Annotated in this window: 18 protein-coding genes and 1 riboswitch; of the genes, 3 read left to right on the top strand and 15 right to left on the bottom strand. The window is 72.2% G+C overall.

From position 1 onward, the window contains the following. The first annotated feature begins 164 nt into the window (after positions 1 to 164). Positions 165 to 2210 (top strand): AAA family ATPase, encoded by a 2046-nt coding sequence (locus IF29_RS0103045; RefSeq protein WP_084713422.1) that lies wholly within the window; start codon positions 165 to 167, stop codon positions 2208 to 2210. A gap of 173 nt (positions 2211 to 2383) precedes the next feature. Here IF29_RS0103045 and IF29_RS0103040 read toward each other — a convergent pair whose 3' ends face one another. The 14 genes from IF29_RS0103040 to ybaK form a co-directional block, all read right to left on the bottom strand. Beyond that, a complete protein-coding gene (locus tag IF29_RS0103040; RefSeq protein ID WP_030249092.1) occupies positions 2384 to 3595 on the bottom strand; it encodes an ABC transporter permease in 1212 nt (403 codons plus the stop codon). After that, the gene (locus IF29_RS0103035; protein ID WP_030249089.1) at positions 3592 to 4518 is read right to left on the bottom strand and encodes an ABC transporter ATP-binding protein; all 927 of its coding nucleotides are present in this window, start codon (positions 4516 to 4518) and stop codon (positions 3592 to 3594) included. The genes IF29_RS0103040 and IF29_RS0103035 overlap by 4 nt, the downstream gene beginning before the upstream one ends. Before the next feature lie 97 nt (positions 4519 to 4615). Continuing rightward, entirely contained in the window at positions 4616 to 5635 is a 1020-nt protein-coding gene (locus tag IF29_RS0103030; protein ID WP_030249087.1) for a hemolysin family protein, read from the bottom strand. Next, a complete protein-coding gene (locus IF29_RS0103025) occupies positions 5632 to 6978 on the bottom strand; it encodes a hemolysin family protein (protein ID WP_030249085.1) in 1347 nt (448 codons plus the stop codon). The genes IF29_RS0103030 and IF29_RS0103025 overlap by 4 nt, the downstream gene beginning before the upstream one ends. Before the next feature lie 134 nt (positions 6979 to 7112). Further along, positions 7113 to 7586: a PH domain-containing protein gene (locus IF29_RS0103020; RefSeq protein WP_051724810.1), complete on the bottom strand. Its 474-nt coding sequence runs from the start codon at positions 7584 to 7586 to the stop codon at positions 7113 to 7115. A 37-nt stretch (positions 7587 to 7623) separates the two neighbouring features. Continuing rightward, positions 7624 to 8472 (bottom strand): ATP phosphoribosyltransferase, encoded by an 849-nt coding sequence (gene hisG / locus IF29_RS0103015; RefSeq protein WP_030249080.1) that lies wholly within the window; start codon positions 8470 to 8472, stop codon positions 7624 to 7626. Between the two features lie 126 nt (positions 8473 to 8598). After that, on the bottom strand, positions 8599 to 8868 hold the full coding sequence (locus IF29_RS0103010) for a phosphoribosyl-ATP diphosphatase (RefSeq protein WP_030249077.1): 270 nt from the start codon (positions 8866 to 8868) through the stop codon (positions 8599 to 8601). A gap of 121 nt (positions 8869 to 8989) precedes the next feature. Then, positions 8990 to 9475 (bottom strand): 6,7-dimethyl-8-ribityllumazine synthase, encoded by a 486-nt coding sequence (gene ribH, locus IF29_RS0103005; RefSeq protein ID WP_030249074.1) that lies wholly within the window; start codon positions 9473 to 9475, stop codon positions 8990 to 8992. A 39-nt stretch (positions 9476 to 9514) separates the two neighbouring features. Continuing rightward, complete coding sequence (locus IF29_RS0103000) at positions 9515 to 10792, bottom strand: bifunctional 3,4-dihydroxy-2-butanone-4-phosphate synthase/GTP cyclohydrolase II (RefSeq protein WP_030249072.1); 1278 nt, start codon at positions 10790 to 10792, stop codon at positions 9515 to 9517. Continuing rightward, the gene (locus IF29_RS0102995) at positions 10789 to 11442 is read right to left on the bottom strand and encodes a nicotinamide mononucleotide transporter family protein (RefSeq protein WP_030249070.1); all 654 of its coding nucleotides are present in this window, start codon (positions 11440 to 11442) and stop codon (positions 10789 to 10791) included. Before IF29_RS0102995 ends, IF29_RS0103000 begins: the two co-directional genes overlap by 4 nt. Further along, the gene (locus IF29_RS0102990; RefSeq protein WP_030249068.1) at positions 11439 to 12092 is read right to left on the bottom strand and encodes a riboflavin synthase; all 654 of its coding nucleotides are present in this window, start codon (positions 12090 to 12092) and stop codon (positions 11439 to 11441) included. The genes IF29_RS0102995 and IF29_RS0102990 overlap by 4 nt, the downstream gene beginning before the upstream one ends. A gap of 251 nt (positions 12093 to 12343) precedes the next feature. Beyond that, a riboswitch (FMN riboswitch) is annotated at positions 12344 to 12474 on the bottom strand. Positions 12475 to 12589: 115 nt separating this feature from the next. After that, positions 12590 to 13261 carry a response regulator gene (locus IF29_RS0102980; protein WP_030249065.1) on the bottom strand — a complete coding sequence of 224 codons (672 nt, stop codon included), beginning with the start codon at positions 13259 to 13261 and terminating at the stop codon, positions 12590 to 12592. Then, positions 13258 to 14529: a sensor histidine kinase gene (locus IF29_RS48420; RefSeq protein ID WP_063757414.1), complete on the bottom strand. Its 1272-nt coding sequence runs from the start codon at positions 14527 to 14529 to the stop codon at positions 13258 to 13260. The genes IF29_RS0102980 and IF29_RS48420 overlap by 4 nt, the downstream gene beginning before the upstream one ends. Before the next feature lie 50 nt (positions 14530 to 14579). Further along, entirely contained in the window at positions 14580 to 15086 is a 507-nt protein-coding gene (gene ybaK / locus IF29_RS0102970; protein ID WP_030249060.1) for a Cys-tRNA(Pro) deacylase, read from the bottom strand. Positions 15087 to 15146: 60 nt separating this feature from the next. On the opposite strand from ybaK, the gene IF29_RS0102965 reads away from it, so the two are divergent. Further along, on the top strand, positions 15147 to 15608 hold the full coding sequence (locus IF29_RS0102965; RefSeq protein ID WP_030249059.1) for a PPOX class F420-dependent oxidoreductase: 462 nt from the start codon (positions 15147 to 15149) through the stop codon (positions 15606 to 15608). Positions 15609 to 15711: 103 nt separating this feature from the next. On the opposite strand, the gene aspT is transcribed toward IF29_RS0102965, so the two are convergent. After that, positions 15712 to 17400: an aspartate-alanine antiporter gene (gene aspT, locus IF29_RS0102960; RefSeq protein ID WP_030249055.1), complete on the bottom strand. Its 1689-nt coding sequence runs from the start codon at positions 17398 to 17400 to the stop codon at positions 15712 to 15714. 82 nt (positions 17401 to 17482) lie between these two features. Here aspT and IF29_RS0102955 point away from each other — a divergent pair, with 82 nt between their 5' ends. Beyond that, positions 17483 to 18613 (top strand): serine hydrolase domain-containing protein, encoded by a 1131-nt coding sequence (locus IF29_RS0102955; RefSeq protein WP_030249052.1) that lies wholly within the window; start codon positions 17483 to 17485, stop codon positions 18611 to 18613. The last annotated feature ends 14 nt before the right edge of the window (positions 18614 to 18627 follow it).

Genomic DNA, 18627 nt, shown 5'->3' with positions numbered 1-18627 from the left:
GTCATGGGGCTTTGACCGTCCGGGTCTTCCAAAGGGGGGACGGCCCGCGGCCCGCGCTCGGTGACCGGCACAGCCGCGCACAGCAGGGGGACTGACCGGTGGGGACTGAGGACACTGAGGGCAGGCGAACCCGCAGCCTGGCCGACCGAGCCTGGCTTCGCGCCATGGACGCCTACATCGCGGGGGCCTACACCCGCGCCGAGGAGGAGTTCCGCTCCGCCGTGCGGATCGACCCGGGCATGGCCGACGCCTGGCTCGGGCTGCACGCCCTGCGCTCCGAGACCTCGGCCGCCCTGCTGGCCATGCACCGCCACCGGGACCGCTTCGGCGAGCAGCGCCGGCTCCACCGCCGTCCGCTGAGCTCCTGGTACTGGCTCGGCTGGTGGGTGCAGCCGGTGCTGGAGGACGCCAGGGACCTCGCCCTGGCGCACGCCTCGCACTGGCTCGACGGCCGGCACCTGACCGAGCTGGAGCAGGCGCTGGCCGACTGCCCGCCGCGCGAGCAGGACCGCTCGGTGCGGTTCCTGCACGCCTGCCGCTCCTATCTGCTGAAGGACTGGGAGCAGCTGATCCGGGACACCGACAGCCTGCTCGACGACCCGCTGCTGGGCATCGAGGCAGGGCTGTTCGGCGGCATGGCCAGGGTCCGCCTGGACATGTGCGGCCAGGCCGAGCTCCCGCTGGCCGGCTCGCTGGCGCGGTGCCGCTCGGAGCAGCCGCAGCGCAAGGAGCTGCGCTACTGGCTGGCCCGGGCCTACGAGGGCGGCGGGCGCAGCGCGGCGGCGCTGTCGCTGTACCGGGCGGTGCACCGGGTCGACCCCGGCTTCATGGACACCGCCGCCAGGCTGGCCGCGATCACCGCCGAGGACGGCGTGGACCCGGCGATGCTGGAGGCCCCGGCCCCGCCCACCCCGCAGCGCCCCCGCCACGCCAGCGGAGGCGGCCAGGGACAGCCGGACCCGCTGGGGTCGCCGGGCGGCGAGGGCCCATTCGAACCCACCTTCTTCGACGCCTACGCCGAGGGCCCCGAGGTGGTCGCCGGGCTGGACGGCGACGGCGGCGACCCGCTCGACGGGCCGTACACCACGGGCCTGCTGGACGGGGACGAGAGCGGCGCCGAGGGCTTCGGCGAGGCTGACTTCGGCAGCGGCGAGCTCGGCGGCACGGACCTCGGCGACTTCGGCGGCGGAGCCGGTCCGCTGCCGGTCGATCCCGACGGCCCTCCGGGCCCCGAGCGGCGCGGAGAGGACCCCGAGGGGCGGGAGGACCGGGACACCGAGCTGAGCGCCGGCGCCCGGCACCGCGCGGCCCAGTCCGCGGCCCCGCTGCCGCCCGGGACCATGGCCCAGCCGGACCGGCCGCGGCTGGAGGCGGCACTGGCCGAGCTGGACCGGATGGTCGGCATGGAACCGGTCAAACGCCAGGTGCTGGCGCTGTCCGCGCAGCTGCGGATGGCCCAGCTCCGCTCCGACCAGGGCCTGCCGGTGCAGCCGCCCAAGCGCCACTTCGTCTTCTCCGGGCCCTCCGGAACCGGTAAGACCACGGTGGCGCGGATCCTCGGCCGGGTCTTCTACGCGCTCGGGCTGCTCTCCGGCGACCATCTGGTGGAGGCCCAACGGGCGGACCTGGTCGGCGAGTTCCTCGGCCAGACCGCGGTCAAGGCCAATGAGTTGATCGACTCGGCGCTGGACGGGGTGCTGTTCATCGACGAGGCGTACAGCCTCGCCAACTCCGGCTACAGCAAGGGTGACGCCTACGGCGACGAGGCGCTGCAGGTGCTGCTGAAGCGCGCCGAGGACAACCGGGACCGGCTGGTGGTGATCCTGGCAGGCTACCCCGAGGGCATGAACCGGCTGCTCGCCGCCAACCCCGGGCTGAACTCCCGCTTCACCAGCCGGGTGGACTTCCCGAGCTACCGTCCGGTGGAGCTGGCGGCGATCGGCCAGGCGCTGGCCGAGGGCGACGGGGACTTCTGGGACGAGGAGGCCCTGGAGGAGCTGCGCTCCATCTGCACCCATGTGGTGCGGGAGGGCTGGATCGACGACCTGGGCAACGGCCGCTTCATGCGGACCCTCTACGAGAAGTCCTGCGCCTACCGCGATCTCCGCCTGTCGGTTCTGACCGATCCGCCGACCCGTCAGGACCTGGCCACGTTGCGGCTTCCTGATGTGCTTCAGGCTTATGGGGAGCTCATTGAGGGGCGGAGCTAGGTTCGGCTTTCGGGTGCGGGTGGTGCGTGGTTGGTCGCGCAGTTCCCCGCGCCCCTGGGGGGCTGCAACTGGCTCAGTTGCAAACGTGTAGGGGCGCGGGGAACTGCGCGAGCAACCAGGCACCGCCGCAGCTCCCCCGCCCCACAGAAGACCACCCTCCGCGGAGGGCTCTGCTACGCCGCCTTCAGGGCTTCCCGCAGCGGAATCCTCGCCCCGCTCCGCAGCACCGCATTGCGGTAGATGCGTCCGGCGAACCGCAGCAGCAGCACGCTGAAGGCGATCGCCAGCACCAGTGAGAGCAGCATCTGCCACAGCGGAGCGACCCCCATCGCGATCCGCATCGGCATCAGCACGGGTGCGCACGGCGGGACCATCGACAGCCACTCCACCAGCGAGCTCTCCGGGTTGGAGGGCACCACCGAGATGCCGACCACCCAGGCCAGGATCAGCGGTGCCGTCGCCGGCAGCACCAGCCCGCCGACGTCCTCCTGCCGGGACACCGTGGCCCCCAGCGCGGCGAACACCAGCGCGTAGAGCGCGAAGCCGACCCCGTACCAGACCAGCGCCCAGGCCACGGTGCCGACCGAACTCCCCAGGGACAGGTTGAGCGCCCCGGTGGAGAGGCCGACCCCCACCCCGAGCACCGCCGGGACCAGCATCTGGATCAGTCCCAGCAGCCCGGTGCCGAACACCTTGCCGGCCAGCAACTGCCAGGGGCGCAACGTGGAGAGCAGCAGCTCGACCACCCGGCTGGACTTCTCCTCGACCACGCCCTGGGCCACCGACTGCCCGACGAACATCAGCGTCATGTAGAGCAGCAGCGCCGCGCCGATGGCGATGGTGAGCCGCTGCCCGTTCTGCGCCTTGGCCGGCTGCAGCTCGGTCACCTGGACCTTGGTGGAGGCCACCGCCTGGCCGACGGTGGCCGGGTTGCCACCCAGTTTGGTGATCTGGTCGTTCAGCGCCGTCTGCTGGTCCACCACCTGGAAGAGCTGGTTCAGCGGGGTGCTGAGGGTCTTCTTCACCGTGGCCTGGATCCCCTGCGGACCGCTCTCGGCCAGCACCGCCACGTCGCCGGACTTCACCTGGTCCACCCCGGTGGCATGGTCGGCGACCGTGCTGACGGTGACCTTCTGGCCCAGCTGCGCGGCGGTGGCCTGCAGCGTCGGGGCCAGCGCGGCGTCCTGCTGCACCACCGCGATCCTGGTGGGACCGCTGGAGAGGTTGGCGTAGTGGGAGATCAGCGGGATCGCGACGGCAGCGGCCGCGGTGATCCCGAGCAGGATCAGAAAGGCCTTGCTGCGGATCCGGACGGTGATCTCGCGCACCGCCACCAGCCTGATCGCCTCGCGCGAGCCGATCCTGAGCTTGTCGGGCGTCATCATGCCGCCGCCTCCTCGGGCTTGTCCTGGGCGCTGACCACGTGCCGGAACAGCTCGGTCAGCGACGGCAGCCGCCGGGCGAACTCCCGTACCGGCCCGGTGGCCATCGCGGCGCGCAGCACCGCCTGGTCGTCGGCGTCCTGACCGAGGGTCAGCACGGTGCGGGCGCCCTCGTGGCGGACCACGGTGATGCCGGGCAGGCCGTCCGCCCAGCCCGGCGGCGCCTGCGGGGCGTCCACGACCAGTTCCTCGGTGCCGCCGGCGCGCAGCTCGGCCACGGTGCCGACAGCGACCATGGAGCCGGCCCGGACGATGCCGACCCGGTCGGAGATCCGCTCGACCAGGTCCAGCTGGTGGCTGGAGAAGATGACCGGGACGCCGTCGGCGCACTTCTCCCGCAGCACCTCGCTCATCACGTCCACCGCGACCGGGTCCAGCCCGGAGAACGGCTCGTCCAGGACCAGGATCTCCGGGTGGTGCACCAGTGCCGCCGCGAGCTGCACCCGCTGCTGGTTGCCCAGGCTGAGCTTCTGCACCTCGTCGCCCATCCGCCCGGCCACGCCCAGCCGCTCGGTCCACTCGGCGGTGGCCCGTACCGCGTCCGCCTTGGTCAGGCCGTGCAGCCTGGCCAGGTACTGCAGTTGCTCGCCGACCTTCATGCGCGGGTAGAGGCCGCGCTCCTCCGGCATGTAGCCGATCCTGCTGCGGGTCTCCAGGGTCACCGGGACGCCGTCCCAGCGCACCTCGCCCGCGTCCGCCGCGAGCACTCCCAGTGCGATCCGCATGGTCGTGGTCTTGCCGGCGCCGTTGCTGCCGACGAAGCCGAAGATCTCCCCGGCCCGCACCTCGAAGGTCATCCCGCTCAGCGCGACGGTGTCCCCGTAGCGCTTGGAGACGCCGTCGACCTCCAGTCTTCGATCGCTCATACCGTTCCTCTCCCCCGTTCCTATGAACTGATCATCCACCAGCTGTGGGCCTGAGGATAGGACATTCGAGCGCCGGTCGAGCCGCTGGGCCCGACCGTCAGACCCGGACCTCGCCGACCAGTTCCTCCAGCACGTCCTCCATGGTCACCAGGCCCAGCGGCAGCCCGTCCCGGCCGACCACGCCGGCCAGGTGCGAGGTGGCCCGGCGCATCGCGGCCAGGGCGTCGTCCAGCGGAGTGCTCTCAGGCAGGGTGATCAACCGGCGCCACAGCTCCTGCGGGACCGGGGCCTCCCGGTCCTCCAGCTCCAGCACGTCCTTGACGTGCAGGTAGCCCAGGAAGGCGCCGTTGCCGCCGACCACCGGGAAGCGGGAGAAGCCGGTGCGCACCGCCAGCTCCTCCATCTGCCGGGCGGTGACCGAGGTGTCCACGCTGACCAGCCGGTCCGGCGCCATCAGCACCTCGCTGACCGGCCTCCGGCCCAGTTCCAGGGCGTCCTCCAGGCGCTCCTGCGCGGTGCTGCCGAGCAGCCCGGCCTCGCGCGAGTCCTGCAGCAGGTGGGCCAGTTGCTCACTGGTGAAGGTCGACTCCACCTCGTCCCTGATCTCCACACCGAGCAGCCGCAGCAGCAGGTTGGCGAAGGCGTTCAGGAAGCGGATCACCGGACCCAGCACCCGGGCCAGTCCCGCCAGCGGCGGCCCCAGCCACAGCGCGGCCCGCTCGGGGCCGGCCAGGGCGATGTTCTTGGGCACCATCTCGCCCACCACCATGTGCAGGAACACCACCACGGCCAGGGCGATGACGTAGGCCAGCGGATGCGTCAGCTCCGTCGGCACGCCGAGCACGTGGAACGGCCCCTCCAGCAGATGGGCGATCACCGGTTCGGCCAGCGCACCCAGCAGCAGCGAGCAGACGGTGATGCCGAGTTGGGCGGCGGCCATCATCGCCGAGACGTGCTCCAGCGCGTGCACCACGGTACGGGCCCGGCGGTCGCCGGCCTCGGCCAGCGGCTGGACCTGGCTGCGGCGCACCGACACCAGGGCGAACTCGGCGCCGACGAAGAAGGCGTTGCCGAGCAGCAGCAGCACCGAGAAGCCGATCTGCAGTACCGCGCTCATCGCTGCTCCTCCCGCCTGCGGCCGGTCCACTCGCCGCCGTCGCCGGTGCGCACCAGCAGCACCGCCTCGGTCCGGTGCCGGTCCATGCCCAGCACGGTCAGCCGCCAGCCCGGCAGCTCCGCGCTGTCGCCCCGCTCCGGGAGCCGCCCGAGCAGGTCGGCGACCAGCCCGGCGATGGTCTCGTAGGGGCCGTCGGGGGCGTCCAGGCCGATCGCCTCCAGCTGGTCCACCCGGCAGCGGCCGTCGACCTCCCAGGCCGGGTGCCCGTCCACCGGCGGCAGCGGGCGCAGCTCCGGGTGCTCGCCGGTGTCGTGCTCGTCCAGCACCTCGCCGACCATCTCCTCGACCACGTCCTCCAGGGTGGCCACCCCGGCGGTGCCGCCGTACTCGTCGACCACCACCGCCATCGGGTGCTGCCGGCGCAGCAGTTCCAGCAGCCGCTCGGCCGGCAGCGTCTCCGGGACCAGCAGCGGGTCCGACATCAGCACGGCCACCGTGGTGTCCGGGCGCCGTTCGGCCGGGACGGCCAGGGCGTCCTTGAGCGTGACGATGCCGGTGACCTCGTCGATGCTGTGCTGGTACACCGGGAAGCGGGACTGCCCGGTGACCCTGGTGAGGTTGAGCACGTCGGCGGCGGTGGCCGACTCCTGCAGCGCGGCGACGTCGACCCGGGGGGTCATCACGCTCTCGGCGGTCAGCTCGCCCAGGCCCAGGGTGCGCACGAACAGGTCGGCGGTGTCCTCCTCCAGGGCGCCCTCGCTGGCGGAGTGGCGGGCCAGTGCCACCAGCTCCTCGGCGCTGCGGGCGGAGGCCAGCTCCTCGGCCGGCTCCATGCCAAGCGCCCGGACCAGGCGGTTGGCGGCGCCGTTGAGCAGCAGGATGACGGGGCGGCAGACGGTGGAGAACAGCCGCTGCGGTCCGGCCACGGCCCGGGCGACCTGCACCGGACGGGAGATGGCCCAGTTCTTGGGGACCAGCTCGCCGACCACCATCTGCACCACTGTGGCCAGCAGCATGCCGACTACCACGGCGGTCGGGTGGACCGCTCCGCCGGGCAGGCCGATCGAGGTCAGCGGACCGTTGAGCAGCTTCGCCAGCGACGGGTTGGCGAGCATGCCGACCAGCAGCGAGGTGACGGTGATGCCGAGCTGGGCGCCGGACAGCTCGAAGGAGAGGGTGCGCAGCGAGCGCTGCACGCCTCGCGCCCTGCGGTCGCCGCCGGCGGCGGCCCGGGCGACCTCCCCGCGGTCCACGGTGACCAGGGCGAACTCGGCGGCTACGAAGAGGCCGTTGGCGAGGATCAGCAGCAGGGCCACGCCCAGCAGCAGCCAGGCGGAGGTCACAGCGTTGCGCCCCTTCGGTGGTCAACGGCCGTCGGGGCGTACGTACTGGGAGGTTCCATCGGGGAGCTATCGTCTCCAGGCTCGCGAGCGGTCACATGATGTCCGTCAAGGATGCCCGATCGGGCGGCGGTCACCTATTCGACGCGGCGTGCGGTGCCGTAGAGGTCGACGCAGGCCCGCAGCTCCCGGGCCGCCCGCACGGCCTGCCGCAGCCCGGAGCCCGGCTGGATCGCCACCACCGCCAGGGTGCTGCCGTCGGAGAGGTCGAGCAGCACCCACGGGTCGCCGCGGCGCAGGTTGACGCCCAGGATCTCGGCCCAGTCGAGCCGGCGCCTGCGGACGAAGTTCACCACGGTGAGCCCCTGCGGGTCCGCCCGCGCCGCCGGACGCGCCAGCACCACGAGCACCAGCGCGAACAGCAGTCCGCACACCGCGATCCCGACCCGGTCGTGGCGGTGCCAGTCGTCCGGGCCGAGCGCGGCGACGGTGCAGAAGAAGCCCAGGCTCAGCACCGCCAGCCCCAGCAGCACCACGCGGGTGAGCACCGGCCGCCAGACCGTGGGCAGTCGGGGCGGGATCGCCAGGGTGCGGCTGGGGTGGGCGGTCATGCGGACCCCCTGGATGCGGCTGGGTGGGGCTCGGGGACTAGAGCCGGCAGGCGTGGATGTTGGTGACCAGGATGGCGCGGGCACCGATGGCCCACAGGTCGTCCATGATGCGCTGAGCCTCCTTGCGGAGCACCATCGACCGCACGGCGACCCAGCCCTCGCTGTGCAGCGGCGAGACCGTGGGCGACTCCAGGCCGGGGGTGAGCGCGACCGCCTCCGCGACGCGCTCGGCACGGATGTCGTAGTCCATCATCACGTACCGACGGGCCACCAGCACACCCTGCAGACGCCGCAGGAACTGGTCGGCGCGGGGGTCGTCACCGGCGTCGGTGGGACGGATCACCACCGCGTCGGAGACCAGGATCGGCTCGCCGAAGACCTCCATCCCGGCGTTGCGCAGGCTGGTGCCGGTCTCCACCACGTCGGCGATCACATCGGCGACGCCGAGCTGCACCGCGGTCTCCACCGCGCCGTCCAGCTTGGTGAGGGCGCCGGGGGTGACCCCGTTGTCGGCGAGGTGCTGGGCGACCAGGCCGGTGTAGGAGGTGGCGATCCGGCGGCCCTCCAGGTCCTTGACGCCGGTGGCCACCCCGGCCGGACCGGCGAAGCGGAAGGTGGACCCGGCGAAGCCCAGCGCCAGCACCTCCTCGGCGTCGGCGCCGGAGTCCAGCAGCAGGTCGCGGCCGGTGATGCCGATGTCGAGGCGGCCCGAGCCGACGTAGATGGCGATGTCGCGGGGGCGCAGGAAGAAGAACTCGACCTGGTTCTCCGGGTCGACGAGGACGAGCTCCTTGGAGTCCTTGCGCTGCCGGTAGCCCGCCTCATGCAGCATCGCGGACGCCGGCTCGGAGAGGGACCCCTTGTTGGGAACGGCGATACGCAGCATGGGAACGGTGCCTTTCGGATCGGATCAGTGGATGCGGTTCGGGATGCGGTTCTGGATGCGGACATGAAAGGAGCGGGGCACCGGATGTGCTCGGTGCCCCGCTCCCGTACTGCTCAAGGGCGGGGGTTACAGATGGGCGTAGACGTCCTGCAGGGTGAGGCCGCGGGCGACCATCATCACCTGGAGGTGGTAGAGCAGCTGGGAGATCTCCTCAGCGGTCCGCTCGTCGGACTCGTGCTCGGCCGCCATCCACACCTCGGCGGCCTCTTCGACCACCTTCTTGCCGATCGCGTGCACGCCCAGGCCCACCAGCTCCGCGGTACGCGAGCCCGGCTCGCCGGATACGGCCTTCTGCTGGAGCTCGGTGAAGAGCTCCTCGAATGTCTTCTGCGCCATGATGGCTCCCACCCTACGGGGTCGGCCGACCGGTCCGCGTCGCCGTCCCAGGGAACGGACGGCCAACCCCGGGTACTCCAATCTTTCGGGGGGCGACCCCCCGCACCCCCACGTGAACAATTCAGTGCTTGATGGTCGCGATCTGCCGCAGCAGCACCGCCGTGGACAGCGCCGCGCTGGTGGCCTCGAAGCCCTTGTCCTCCTTGGAGCCGGGCAGCCCGGCGCGGTCCACCGCCTGCTGCTCGTCGTCGCAGGTCAGCAGGCCGAAGCCGATGGGGACGCCGGTGTCGACGGAGACCTGGGTGAGCCCCATGGTCGCCGCCTCGCACACATAGTCGAAGTGGGGGGTACCGCCCCTGATGACGACGCCGAGGGCGACCACGGCGTTGAAGCCGCGCGCCGCCAGGCCCCTGGCCACCACCGGCAGCTCGAAGCTGCCCGGGACCCGGAACAGCTCCGGCTCCTCGACCCCGTACTCCTTCAGGGCCCGCTGCGCGCCGTCGATCAGGCCGTCCATGACCTTCTCGTGCCACAGCGACGCGATCACCGCGACCCGCAGCCCCCGGCAGTCCTGCACGCTCAGTACGGGTGCGCCCTCGCCGCTCATCTTCCTGGTTCTCCTCTGTCGGTGTTCCGGTGGTGCGGGTTACGCGAGCCAGGGCAGCTCGTGCCCCATCCGGTCGCGCTTGGTGGTCAGGTACCGCAGGTTGTGCTCGCCGGCCTGGACCGCGACGGCCTCGCGACCGCTGACGACCAGTCCGAAGCGCTCCAGCGCGGTGTGCTTCTCCGGGTTGTTGGTGAGCAGCCGCAGCGACTTCACCCCCAGGTCCTCCAGCATCCGCGCGGCGGCCTCGTAGTCGCGGGCGTCCGCCGGCAGGCCCAGGTCCAGGTTGGCGTCGACGGTGTCCCGTCCGGCCTCCTGGAGCTGGTAGGCGCGCAGCTTGGGCAGCAGCCCGATGCCGCGTCCCTCGTGGCCGCGCAGGTAGATCAGCACACCGCGGCCCTCGGCGCTTATCCGGTCCAGCGCGGCGTTCAGCTGCGGGCCGCAGTCGCAGCGCTGCGAGCCGAAGACGTCCCCGGTCAGGCACTCGGAGTGGACCCGGACCAGTACGTCCTCGCCGTCGGCGAGCCGCCCGTCACCGCCCAGGCCGCCGGCCACCAGGGCGATGTGCTCGATGCCGTCCGGCTCGCTGCGGTAGCCGAGCGCGGTGAAGGGGCCGTGGGCGGTGGGCAGGGCGGTGACCGAGTCGCGGGTGACCGAGCGCTCGGTCCGGCGCCGGTAGGCGATCAGGTCCTCGATGGAGATGATCGCCAGGCCGTGCCGGCGGGCGAAGGGCACCAGGTCGGGCAGCCGGGCCATGGTGCCGTCGTCGTTGACCACCTCGGCGATGGCCCCGGCGGGCGCCAGCCCGGCCAGCCGGGCCAGGTCGACGGCGGCCTCGGTGTGGCCGGGCCGCTCCAGTACCCCGCCGTCCCTGGCGCGCAGCGGGAAGACGTGGCCGGGCCGGGTCAGGTCGCCGGGCTGGGTGCCGGCGGTGGCCAGCAGCCGCACGGTACGGGCCCGGTCGGCGGCGGAGATGCCGGTGCTGACCCCGTCCCTGGCGTCCACCGAGACGGCGTAGGCGGTGCCCTTGCGGTCCTCGTTGACGGCGGTCATCGGGGGCAGGTGCAGCCGGTCCAGCTCGTCGCCGGTCATCGGCACGCACACCACGCCGGAGCTGTAGCGGACGGTGAAGGCCATCACCTCGGGGGTGGCGGCGCCGGCCGCGAAGACGATGTCGCCCTCGTTCTCGCGGTCCTCGTCGTCGACGACCACGACCGGGCGGCCGGCGGCGATCTCCTTGATGGCGAACTCGACCGAGTCCAGGGTGAGGTCTTCGTAGAGCTCGCCGTGGTAGAGCGTCAGTTCGGTGGTGCCGCTCATGCTGTTGCCCCTTCCAGGACCGGGGTTCCCGGCTGCGGCGTACGGGTGCGCAGCCACCAGGACCGCATCCCGGCGATCACCAGGACGAAGTAGACGATGTAGATCAGGCCCGAGAAGGCCAGTCCGCTGTTGAAGGCCAGCGGCACCCCGACCAGGTCGACGGCCAGCCAGGCGAACCAGAACTCCACCCAGCCCCGGCCCTGGGCGACCATCGCCGCCAGGGTGCCGGTGAACAGGTAGGCGTCCTGCCAGGGCGCCCAGGACAGGTTGTAGGCCTGGAACAGCAGCGCCACGCCGACGGTGCCGACGGCGGTGCCGACCACCAGCCAGGCCCGCTCGGTCCAGGTCGCGAAGCGGATCACCAGTTCGCCGTGGTCGCGGCGGCCGCGCTGCCACTGCAGCCAGCCCCACAGCGACACCACGATGACCACCACCTGCTTGCCGACGCCGCCGCTGAGGTGCGCCGAGGCGTAGGCGGCGACCAGCACCAGACCGGACAGCAGCTGCACCGGCCAGCTCAGCACCGAGCGGCGCCAGCCCAGTGCCAGCGCGCCCAGGCCCAGCAGGTTGCCGATCATGTCGGACCACTTGATGTGCTCGCCGAACACCACGAACGCCTGGCTGTTGAGATCGTCGACCAGGCTGCTCATGCGGGGTCACCCTGCGGCGCGACCCGGTCGCCCAGCAGTCGCTCCACGTACTTGGCGAGGACGTCCACCTCCAGGTTGACCGTCTCGCCGATCTGCTTGGCCCCCAGCGTGGTGTGGCTGAGCGTGGCCGGGATCAGGCTGACGGTGAAGCTGTCGGCGGCGGCCTCGACCACGGTCAGGCTGACCCCGTCCACGGTGATCGAACCCTTGTCCACCAGGTAGCGGGAGAGCGCGGCGGGGAGGCTGAAGCGCAGCACCTCCCACTGCGGGCCGCCGTCCGCGCCGAGCTCGCCGGGGCTGCGGGAGAGCAGCACCGCGGTGCCGTCCACATGGCCCTGGACCAGGTGGCCGCCCAGCCGGGCGCCCAGCGCCATGGCCCGCTCCAGGTTCACCCGGGAGCCGGGCGCCAGCGCCCCCAGGCTGGACCTGTGCAGCGTCTCGGCCATCACGTCGGCGCTGAACTCACCCGGTACGGAAGCGAGTTGGGCGTCGGTGTCGAGCACGGTGAGGCAGACGCCGTTGACCGCGATGGACTGGCCCTCGCGGGCGTCCTGGGTGGTCACCGGACCGCGCAGGCGAATGCGCGAGGAGTCCCCCAGGTCCTCGACCGAGAGGACCTCACCCAGCTCTTCGATGATTCCCGTGAACATTTCAGCTCTCCTCGACACGGACCGGCAGGCGCAGCGCGCGGACGTCCACGGAGAACAGCTGATCAACAGCTTCTGTTCCGACATCAAAAATGCCCACCGGGTCCTCCTCGCGCTGTCTGGCGCGGGCTCCGGGGGCACTGAGGGAGAGAATTGCGGGCGAAAAGCAACGGGCAGGGGCGGCGCGGGAGGCAGTGGAAGCGCCCGGGGAACCCGGAGGCCTGCACTGGTGCGCAGCACGAGCCCGACGCCCGCAGCGCACTGCCTCCCATCCGGACTTTCACCGTCGGTCCAGGAGTTTCACCTGGTCAACCGACCGCTGGAAGCGGCCGGGTCGCGGACTGTAACCGCCGGTTCGGAATTACACCGACCCCGGAGTGCGCAAACGTCGTAACTTGTGCTCTCAGTCTGCCACGGTCCGGCCACGTTTTGGCAAGACCGCCCGCTCCGCGGACATGTGGCCTCCGTCACCCCGACCTGGCGTTTCGTCTCGCGGCGGCTCAGCGCTCCCCGGGCCGGACCAGGCCGGACTCGTAGGCCAGCACCACGAGTTGGGCCCGATCGCGGGCGCCCAGCTTCAGCAGGGCGCGGCTGACATGGGTCTTCACGGTGAGCGGGCTGACCGCCAGCTCCTCGGCGATGTCGTCGTTGGAACCGCCGCGGGCGACCAGGGCGACTATCTCCCGTTCCCGGTCGGTGAGCGCCGACAGGGTCGCCGGACTGGGGGTGGGCCTGCGGTCCGGCTGCTCCAGGAAGCGGGCGATCAGGCCCTGGGTGGCCACCGGGGAGAGCAGCGCCTCGCCCCTGGCCACCACCCGGATCGCGTCCAGCAGGTCCTCGGGTTCGGTGCCCTTGCCCAGGAAGCCGCTGGCCCCGGCCCGCAGCGCCTGGAAGACGTACTCGTTGACCTCGAAGGTGGTCAGCACCAGCACCCGGACCCCGGCCAGGTCCTCGTCGGCGGTGATGGCCTTGGTGGCGGCCAGGCCGTCCATGTCGGGCATCCGGATGTCCATCAGCACCACGTCGGCGCGGGCCTCCCGGGCCAGCGCCACGGCCTGCCGCCCGGTCGCGGCCTCGGCCACCACCTCCAGGTCGGGAGCCGAGTCGACCAGGACCTTGAGACCGGCCCTGACCAGGATCTGGTCGTCCGCGAGCAGTACCTTGATCGTCATTTTGCTCCATGTGCGGCAGGGCTCGGCTTCGGCTGTGCGGCGTCCACGGGTCCGGCCCCGTTCGCGGCGCGACGGCCGACGGCCGCACGGGGCAGCGGCAGGTCCACGCTCACCCGGAAACCGCCGGCCGGGCCGGGGCCGGCCAGGAAGCTGCCGCCCACCGAGGCGGCCCGCTCGCGCATGCCGATCAGGCCGTGACCGGTCCCGGGGCCGGGCTCGCCCGGTCCCGGGCCGTCGTCCTCGACCTCGATGTGCAGCAGGTCCCTGCGGTAGGCGAGGTGCAGCCGGGCCGCCGAGGTGCCGGCGTGCTTGCGGACGTTGGTCAGGGACTCCTGGACCACCCGGTAGGCGGTGAGGTCCACGGTGGCCGGCAGGCTGCGCGGCTGGCCCTCGTCCAGCCGGCTGACCCGCAGGCCGGCCCGGTCGAAGCTCTCCAGCAGCTCCGGCAGCCGGTCCAGCCCGGGCGTCGGCTCGTGCGGGGCGTCCTCGGCCTCGTCGCCCTGGCGCAGCACCGTCACGGTGGCGCTCAGCTCGGCCAGGGCGGACCGTCCGGCCTCCCTGACGTGCGCCAGCGCCTCGCGGGCCTGGTCCGGGCTGCTGGTCAGCAGGTGCGAGGCGACCCCGGCCTGGACGTTGATCAGGGCGATGTGGTGCCCGACGATGTCGTGCAGCTCCCGGGCGATCCGCATCCGCTCCTCGGCGACCCGGCGGCGGGCCTCCTCCTCGCGGGTATGCTCGGCCCTGCGGGCCCGCTCCTCTATCGCCGCGACGAACGCCCTGCGGTTGCGCACCGCCTCGCCGACGGCGATGGCCAGCGCGGTCCAGACGAAGGCTATGGCGTTGACCGGCTCGTCCCAGGCCTCCACCGAGAGCCGCATGCTGGTGCCGCCGAGGATGAGCACCGTGATCGCACCGATGGTCAGCGCCAGCCTGCGCTCCACCGCCGAGGAGACGGTGTAGACGGCGATGCCCGAGCCCAGCAGGATCGGGCCGCGGACCGGGCCCACCATCATGAAGCCGAGCGTGCCCAGGGCGCTGACGATCAGCACGCCCACCGGGTAGCGGCGCCGCCAGGCCAGCGGGGCGAAGACCGGGATCCCGGCGATCATCAGCACCAGGGAGGGGTCGAGGTCCGACCACTCCTCGGGGTGCTGGTTGGAGATCGGCCAGAGGATGGTGATCACGTACAGCACGACCGCCAGCACCCCGTCGGCCCAGTACGGGTGCCTGCGCACGAACGCGCGGCAGCGTCGGTAGGTGGTGTGCATGCACTCACGGTAGCCGGACGGACGGCAACGGGAGCACCCGCCGGGTTCCGTCAGCCCTCCCGGTGCCGGGCGATCGGGGCCGCGGCGGCCGAGGTGAGCGCCACCAGGTCGGCCGGCGCGAGCTCGACCTCCAGGCCGCGGCGCCCGGCCGAGACGTAGACGCTGTCGTGCGCCAGCGCGCTGCCGTCCACCACGGTGCGCAGTCGGCGGCGCTGCCCCAGCGGAGAGATCCCGCCGAGGACGTAGCCGGTGGCCCGCTCGGCGGCGGCCGGGTCGGCCATCGCCGCGTGCTTGCCGCCGACGGCGGCGGCCAGCGCCTTGAGGTCCAGTTTGGCGGCGACCGGGACGACGCCGACCGTCAGCACGCCGTCCACCTCGGCGAGCAGCGTCTTGAAGACCCGGTCCTGGCTCACCCCCATGGCCTCGGCGGCCTCCTCGCCGTAGGAGGCGGCGGCCGGATCGTGCTCGTAGGAGTGCACGGTGAAGGCCACCCCCGCCGCGTCCAGTGCCACCGTGGCCGGAGTGCCCTGGCCCCCGCGCTTCGGCTTCTTCGCCATGACCCGCCGCTCCCCTGACGATCTTTCCGCTGTCCTGGGGACGACCCTAGACTGCGGAGCATGACCCGACGAATCGCCACCAACACCGCGGTCGACCGCGAGGCCCTGCTGGAGTTCCTGCGGCCGCGCCACCGCGGTCTGCTGATCACCACCCGCACCGACGGGAGCCCGCAGGCCTCGCCGGTGTCCTGCGGGGTGGACCAGGAGGGCCGGATCGTGGTCTCCACCTATCCGCAGCGGGCCAAGGCGAAAAACGCCCGGCGCGACCCCAGGGTCTCGATCGTGGTGCTGTCCGAGGACTTCGACGGACCCTGGGTGCAGGTCGACGGCCGCGCCGAGGTGATCGACGCGACCGAGGACGTGGAGCCGCTGGTGGACTACTACCGCTGCATCGCGGGCGAGCACCCGGACTGGGACGAGTACCGGGGGGCCATGCTGAAGCAGGGCAAATCGCTGGTTCGGATCACTCCGGAGCGGTGGAGCCCTGTCGCTACCGGGGGGTTCCCGGCGGAGGTCGCTTAGCGGGTGCGGCGTGTGCCTGGTTGCTGTTCGCGCAGTTCCCCGCGCCCCTGAAGACCCCAGGGGCGCGGGGAACTGCGCGACAAACCACTGCGGACCCGCACCGTCAGTTCAATGCATCAGCCATCGCGACAACCACCGGCCCCAGCAAGGGAAGCACCACGTTGGAGAGGGCGTAGACGATCGTGTAGGCCATCAGCGGTGTGGTGTTCCCCGCCGCCTGCTGGATAGCAGTGATCGCCGGGGTGCTGCACTGCTGGCCGGCCACCGAGCCCAGGGCCAGCGGCGCCGGGAGCTTCATCAGCTTCCAGGCCACGAACATCGACACGCAGGCCGGGATCAGCGTCACCAGCAGACCGGCGATCGCCAGCGAGACCCCGTACTGCTTGATCAGGTCCACCGCCTGCGGGCCGGAGCTGAGGCCGACCGCGCAGATGAAGGTGGCCAGCCCCAGGTCCTTGACCACCTGCGCCGCCGCCGGGTGGTACTGGCCGAAGGTGGGCCTCCTGGCGCGGAGCCAGCCGAAGACCAGGCCGGTGAGCAGGCAGCCGCCGCCGGTCCCCAGTGACAGCGGCACGCTGCCCAGGGTGATGGTGATCTTCCCGATCAGCATGCCCAGCACGATGCCGACCGAGATGAAGACCAGGTCGGCCTTGACCCCCGGGTCGATCCTGAAGCCGACCCTGGGCACGAAGTCGGCCAGGTCCCGCTTGGTCCCGGACATGTGCAGGGTGTCGCCGGTGTTGATGGTGGTCCCCGGCTGGACCGGCAGCGGGTGGTCCATCCTGGTGATCCCGGTGAGGAAGACGCCGTGGCGCTCCTCCGGGGGGATCGCCGCGCGTAGCTCGCCGATGGTCCGGCCGGAGCCCTCCTTGGCGGTGAGGACGACGTCGGCGGTCTCCAGGTCCACGTCCACGCCGGTCGGCGGGGCGACCTCGGGTCCGATCCTCCTGTCGCCGCCGACCAGGCGCTCGCGCGGGCCCACCAGCAGCACGATGTCGCCGAGCACCAGCTCGGTGTCGGGGGTCAGCTCGATCGCCTCGCCGCCGCGGCGGACCCGTTCCACGGTGACGTCCTCACCGAGGGCCGCCTCGATGGCGCCGACGGTGCTGCCGTCCGCGTAGACCACCTGGTGCGCCCGGCCCACCAGGCCCGGCAGCGCGGGGGCGGTGCCCTCGGCGTCGGAGCCGCCGCCGAGCTTGATCCACAGCTTCTCCGCCTCCTCGCGGACGTTGATCCGCATCAGCGAGGGGAAGATCTGGCTGGTCATCAGCACGATGGTGATCAGGCCGACGATGTAGGAGATCGAGTAGGCGGTGCCCACGTTGGCCTGCAGCGTCTTGATCTGGTCGGCCGGCAGCTTGAGCTTGCCGATGGCGTCGGTGGCGGTACCGACCACCGCCGACTCGGTGGCCCCGCCCGCCATCAGCCCGGCCGCGGTGCCCTGGTCCAGATTGAGCGAGACCGTGGCCACCGCGGTGACGGCGAGGACGGTGACCGCCTCGATCAGGGTGAAGACCCCGTAGCGCAGGCTGGAGCGGTTCAGGCTGGCGAAGAAGGACGGGCCGCTCATGTAGCCGAGGGTGAAGATGAACAGCGCGAAGGCGATGTTCTTCACCTCGTCGTTGAGCGCGACCCCGATGGTGCCGATGAAGATGGCGACGATCAGGGTTCCGGCCACACCGCCCAGGGAGATCTTCCAGAGCTTGATCCGGCCGATGGCGAATCCCAGCGCCAGGCAGACGAACAGCTGGATCTCGGGGGTGTGCTTGAAAAGGTGCTTGATCCACTCCACCGCTGGAGTATTGCCGCAAAACCGGACAAAAGGCAGGAGCCGCGCCGGTCGGCCCGCACCCGTCCCCCGCTAGCATGAGAGCGTGTTCGACTGGACGGAGTCCCCGCCGCAGGAGTTGGGCGTGGCGCCGGAGCTGCTCGGCGGCGCGCTGCGGCTGGTGCGGGAGCGCGGCGGGACCGCGCAGCTGGTGGTGCTGAAGGACGGCGCGGTACTGCTCGACCGCACCTTCGGCTGCGCCCCCGACGACCTGTTCTGGACCTTCTCGGCGAGCAAGCCCTTCATCGCCCTGCTGGTCCATCTGCTGGCCCAGCGCGGCCGGCTGTCCCTGGACGATCCGGTGGCCCGCTCCTGGCCGGGCTTCGCCGCCCGGGGCAAGGAGCAGGTGACCGTACGTCAGGTGCTGCAGCACCGCTCGGGGCTGTCCTCGGCCCGCGGCATGCTGGGCGACGCGCTGGCGATGGCGGACTGGGACCGCTCGCTGCGCGCGCTGGAGCGGGCCCGGCTGCAGCGGCCGCCCGGCAGCGCACCGGCCTACCAGGCCATCGCCTACGGCTTCATCCTGGGCGAGGTGGTCCGCCGGGTGAGCGGGACCCCGCCGGCCCAGCTGCTGCGCCGGGAGTTCCTGGACCCGCTCGGCCTCGACGACCTGCACCTGGGGCTGCCGGACGAGCTGTGGCACCGTCATGTCCCGCTGCGCGGCAGCGGTCCCGGCGGGCGGGCCACCCAGGGCATCGTCAACCGCAGGGCGACCCGCCGGGCGGTGATCCCGGCGGCCGGGGTCTCGGCGACCGCCCGCGACCTGGCCCGGTTCTACCAGGTGCTGCTGGACGGGGGCGTCGGCACCGGCGTCGGCGGACCCGCGGGCGTGCGGGTCCTGGCCGAGGAGACCGTGCTGGAGGCCCGGCGCCGCTCGACCGCCGAGGGCGAGATGGACCTGCGGATCAAGCGGCCGGTGCGCTGGGCCCAGGGCTTCCAGCTCGGCGGCTTCAGCGCGCATCCGGTGGGACGGCCGGTGATGGGACGGCTGAGCAGCGAGGCGGCCTTCGGCCACAACGGCAGCAGCTGCTGCATCGGCTGGGCCGATCCGAGCCGGGGTCTGGTCTTCGCCTACCTCACGGATGTGCTCCCCCGGCGCCGGGAGGGCGCCCGCCACTTCAGCACGGTCGCCGACGCACTGCTGACCGCCTGCGACGCGGGCCGCGACGCGCACTGACCGGGCCCTCCGGA

Origin of the sequence: Streptacidiphilus jeojiense (assembly GCF_000719095.1) — a bacterium.
In the GTDB taxonomy this organism is placed as follows: domain Bacteria; phylum Actinomycetota; class Actinomycetes; order Streptomycetales; family Streptomycetaceae; genus Streptacidiphilus; species Streptacidiphilus jeojiensis.
This window is presented reverse-complemented; position numbering and strand designations above follow the sequence as displayed.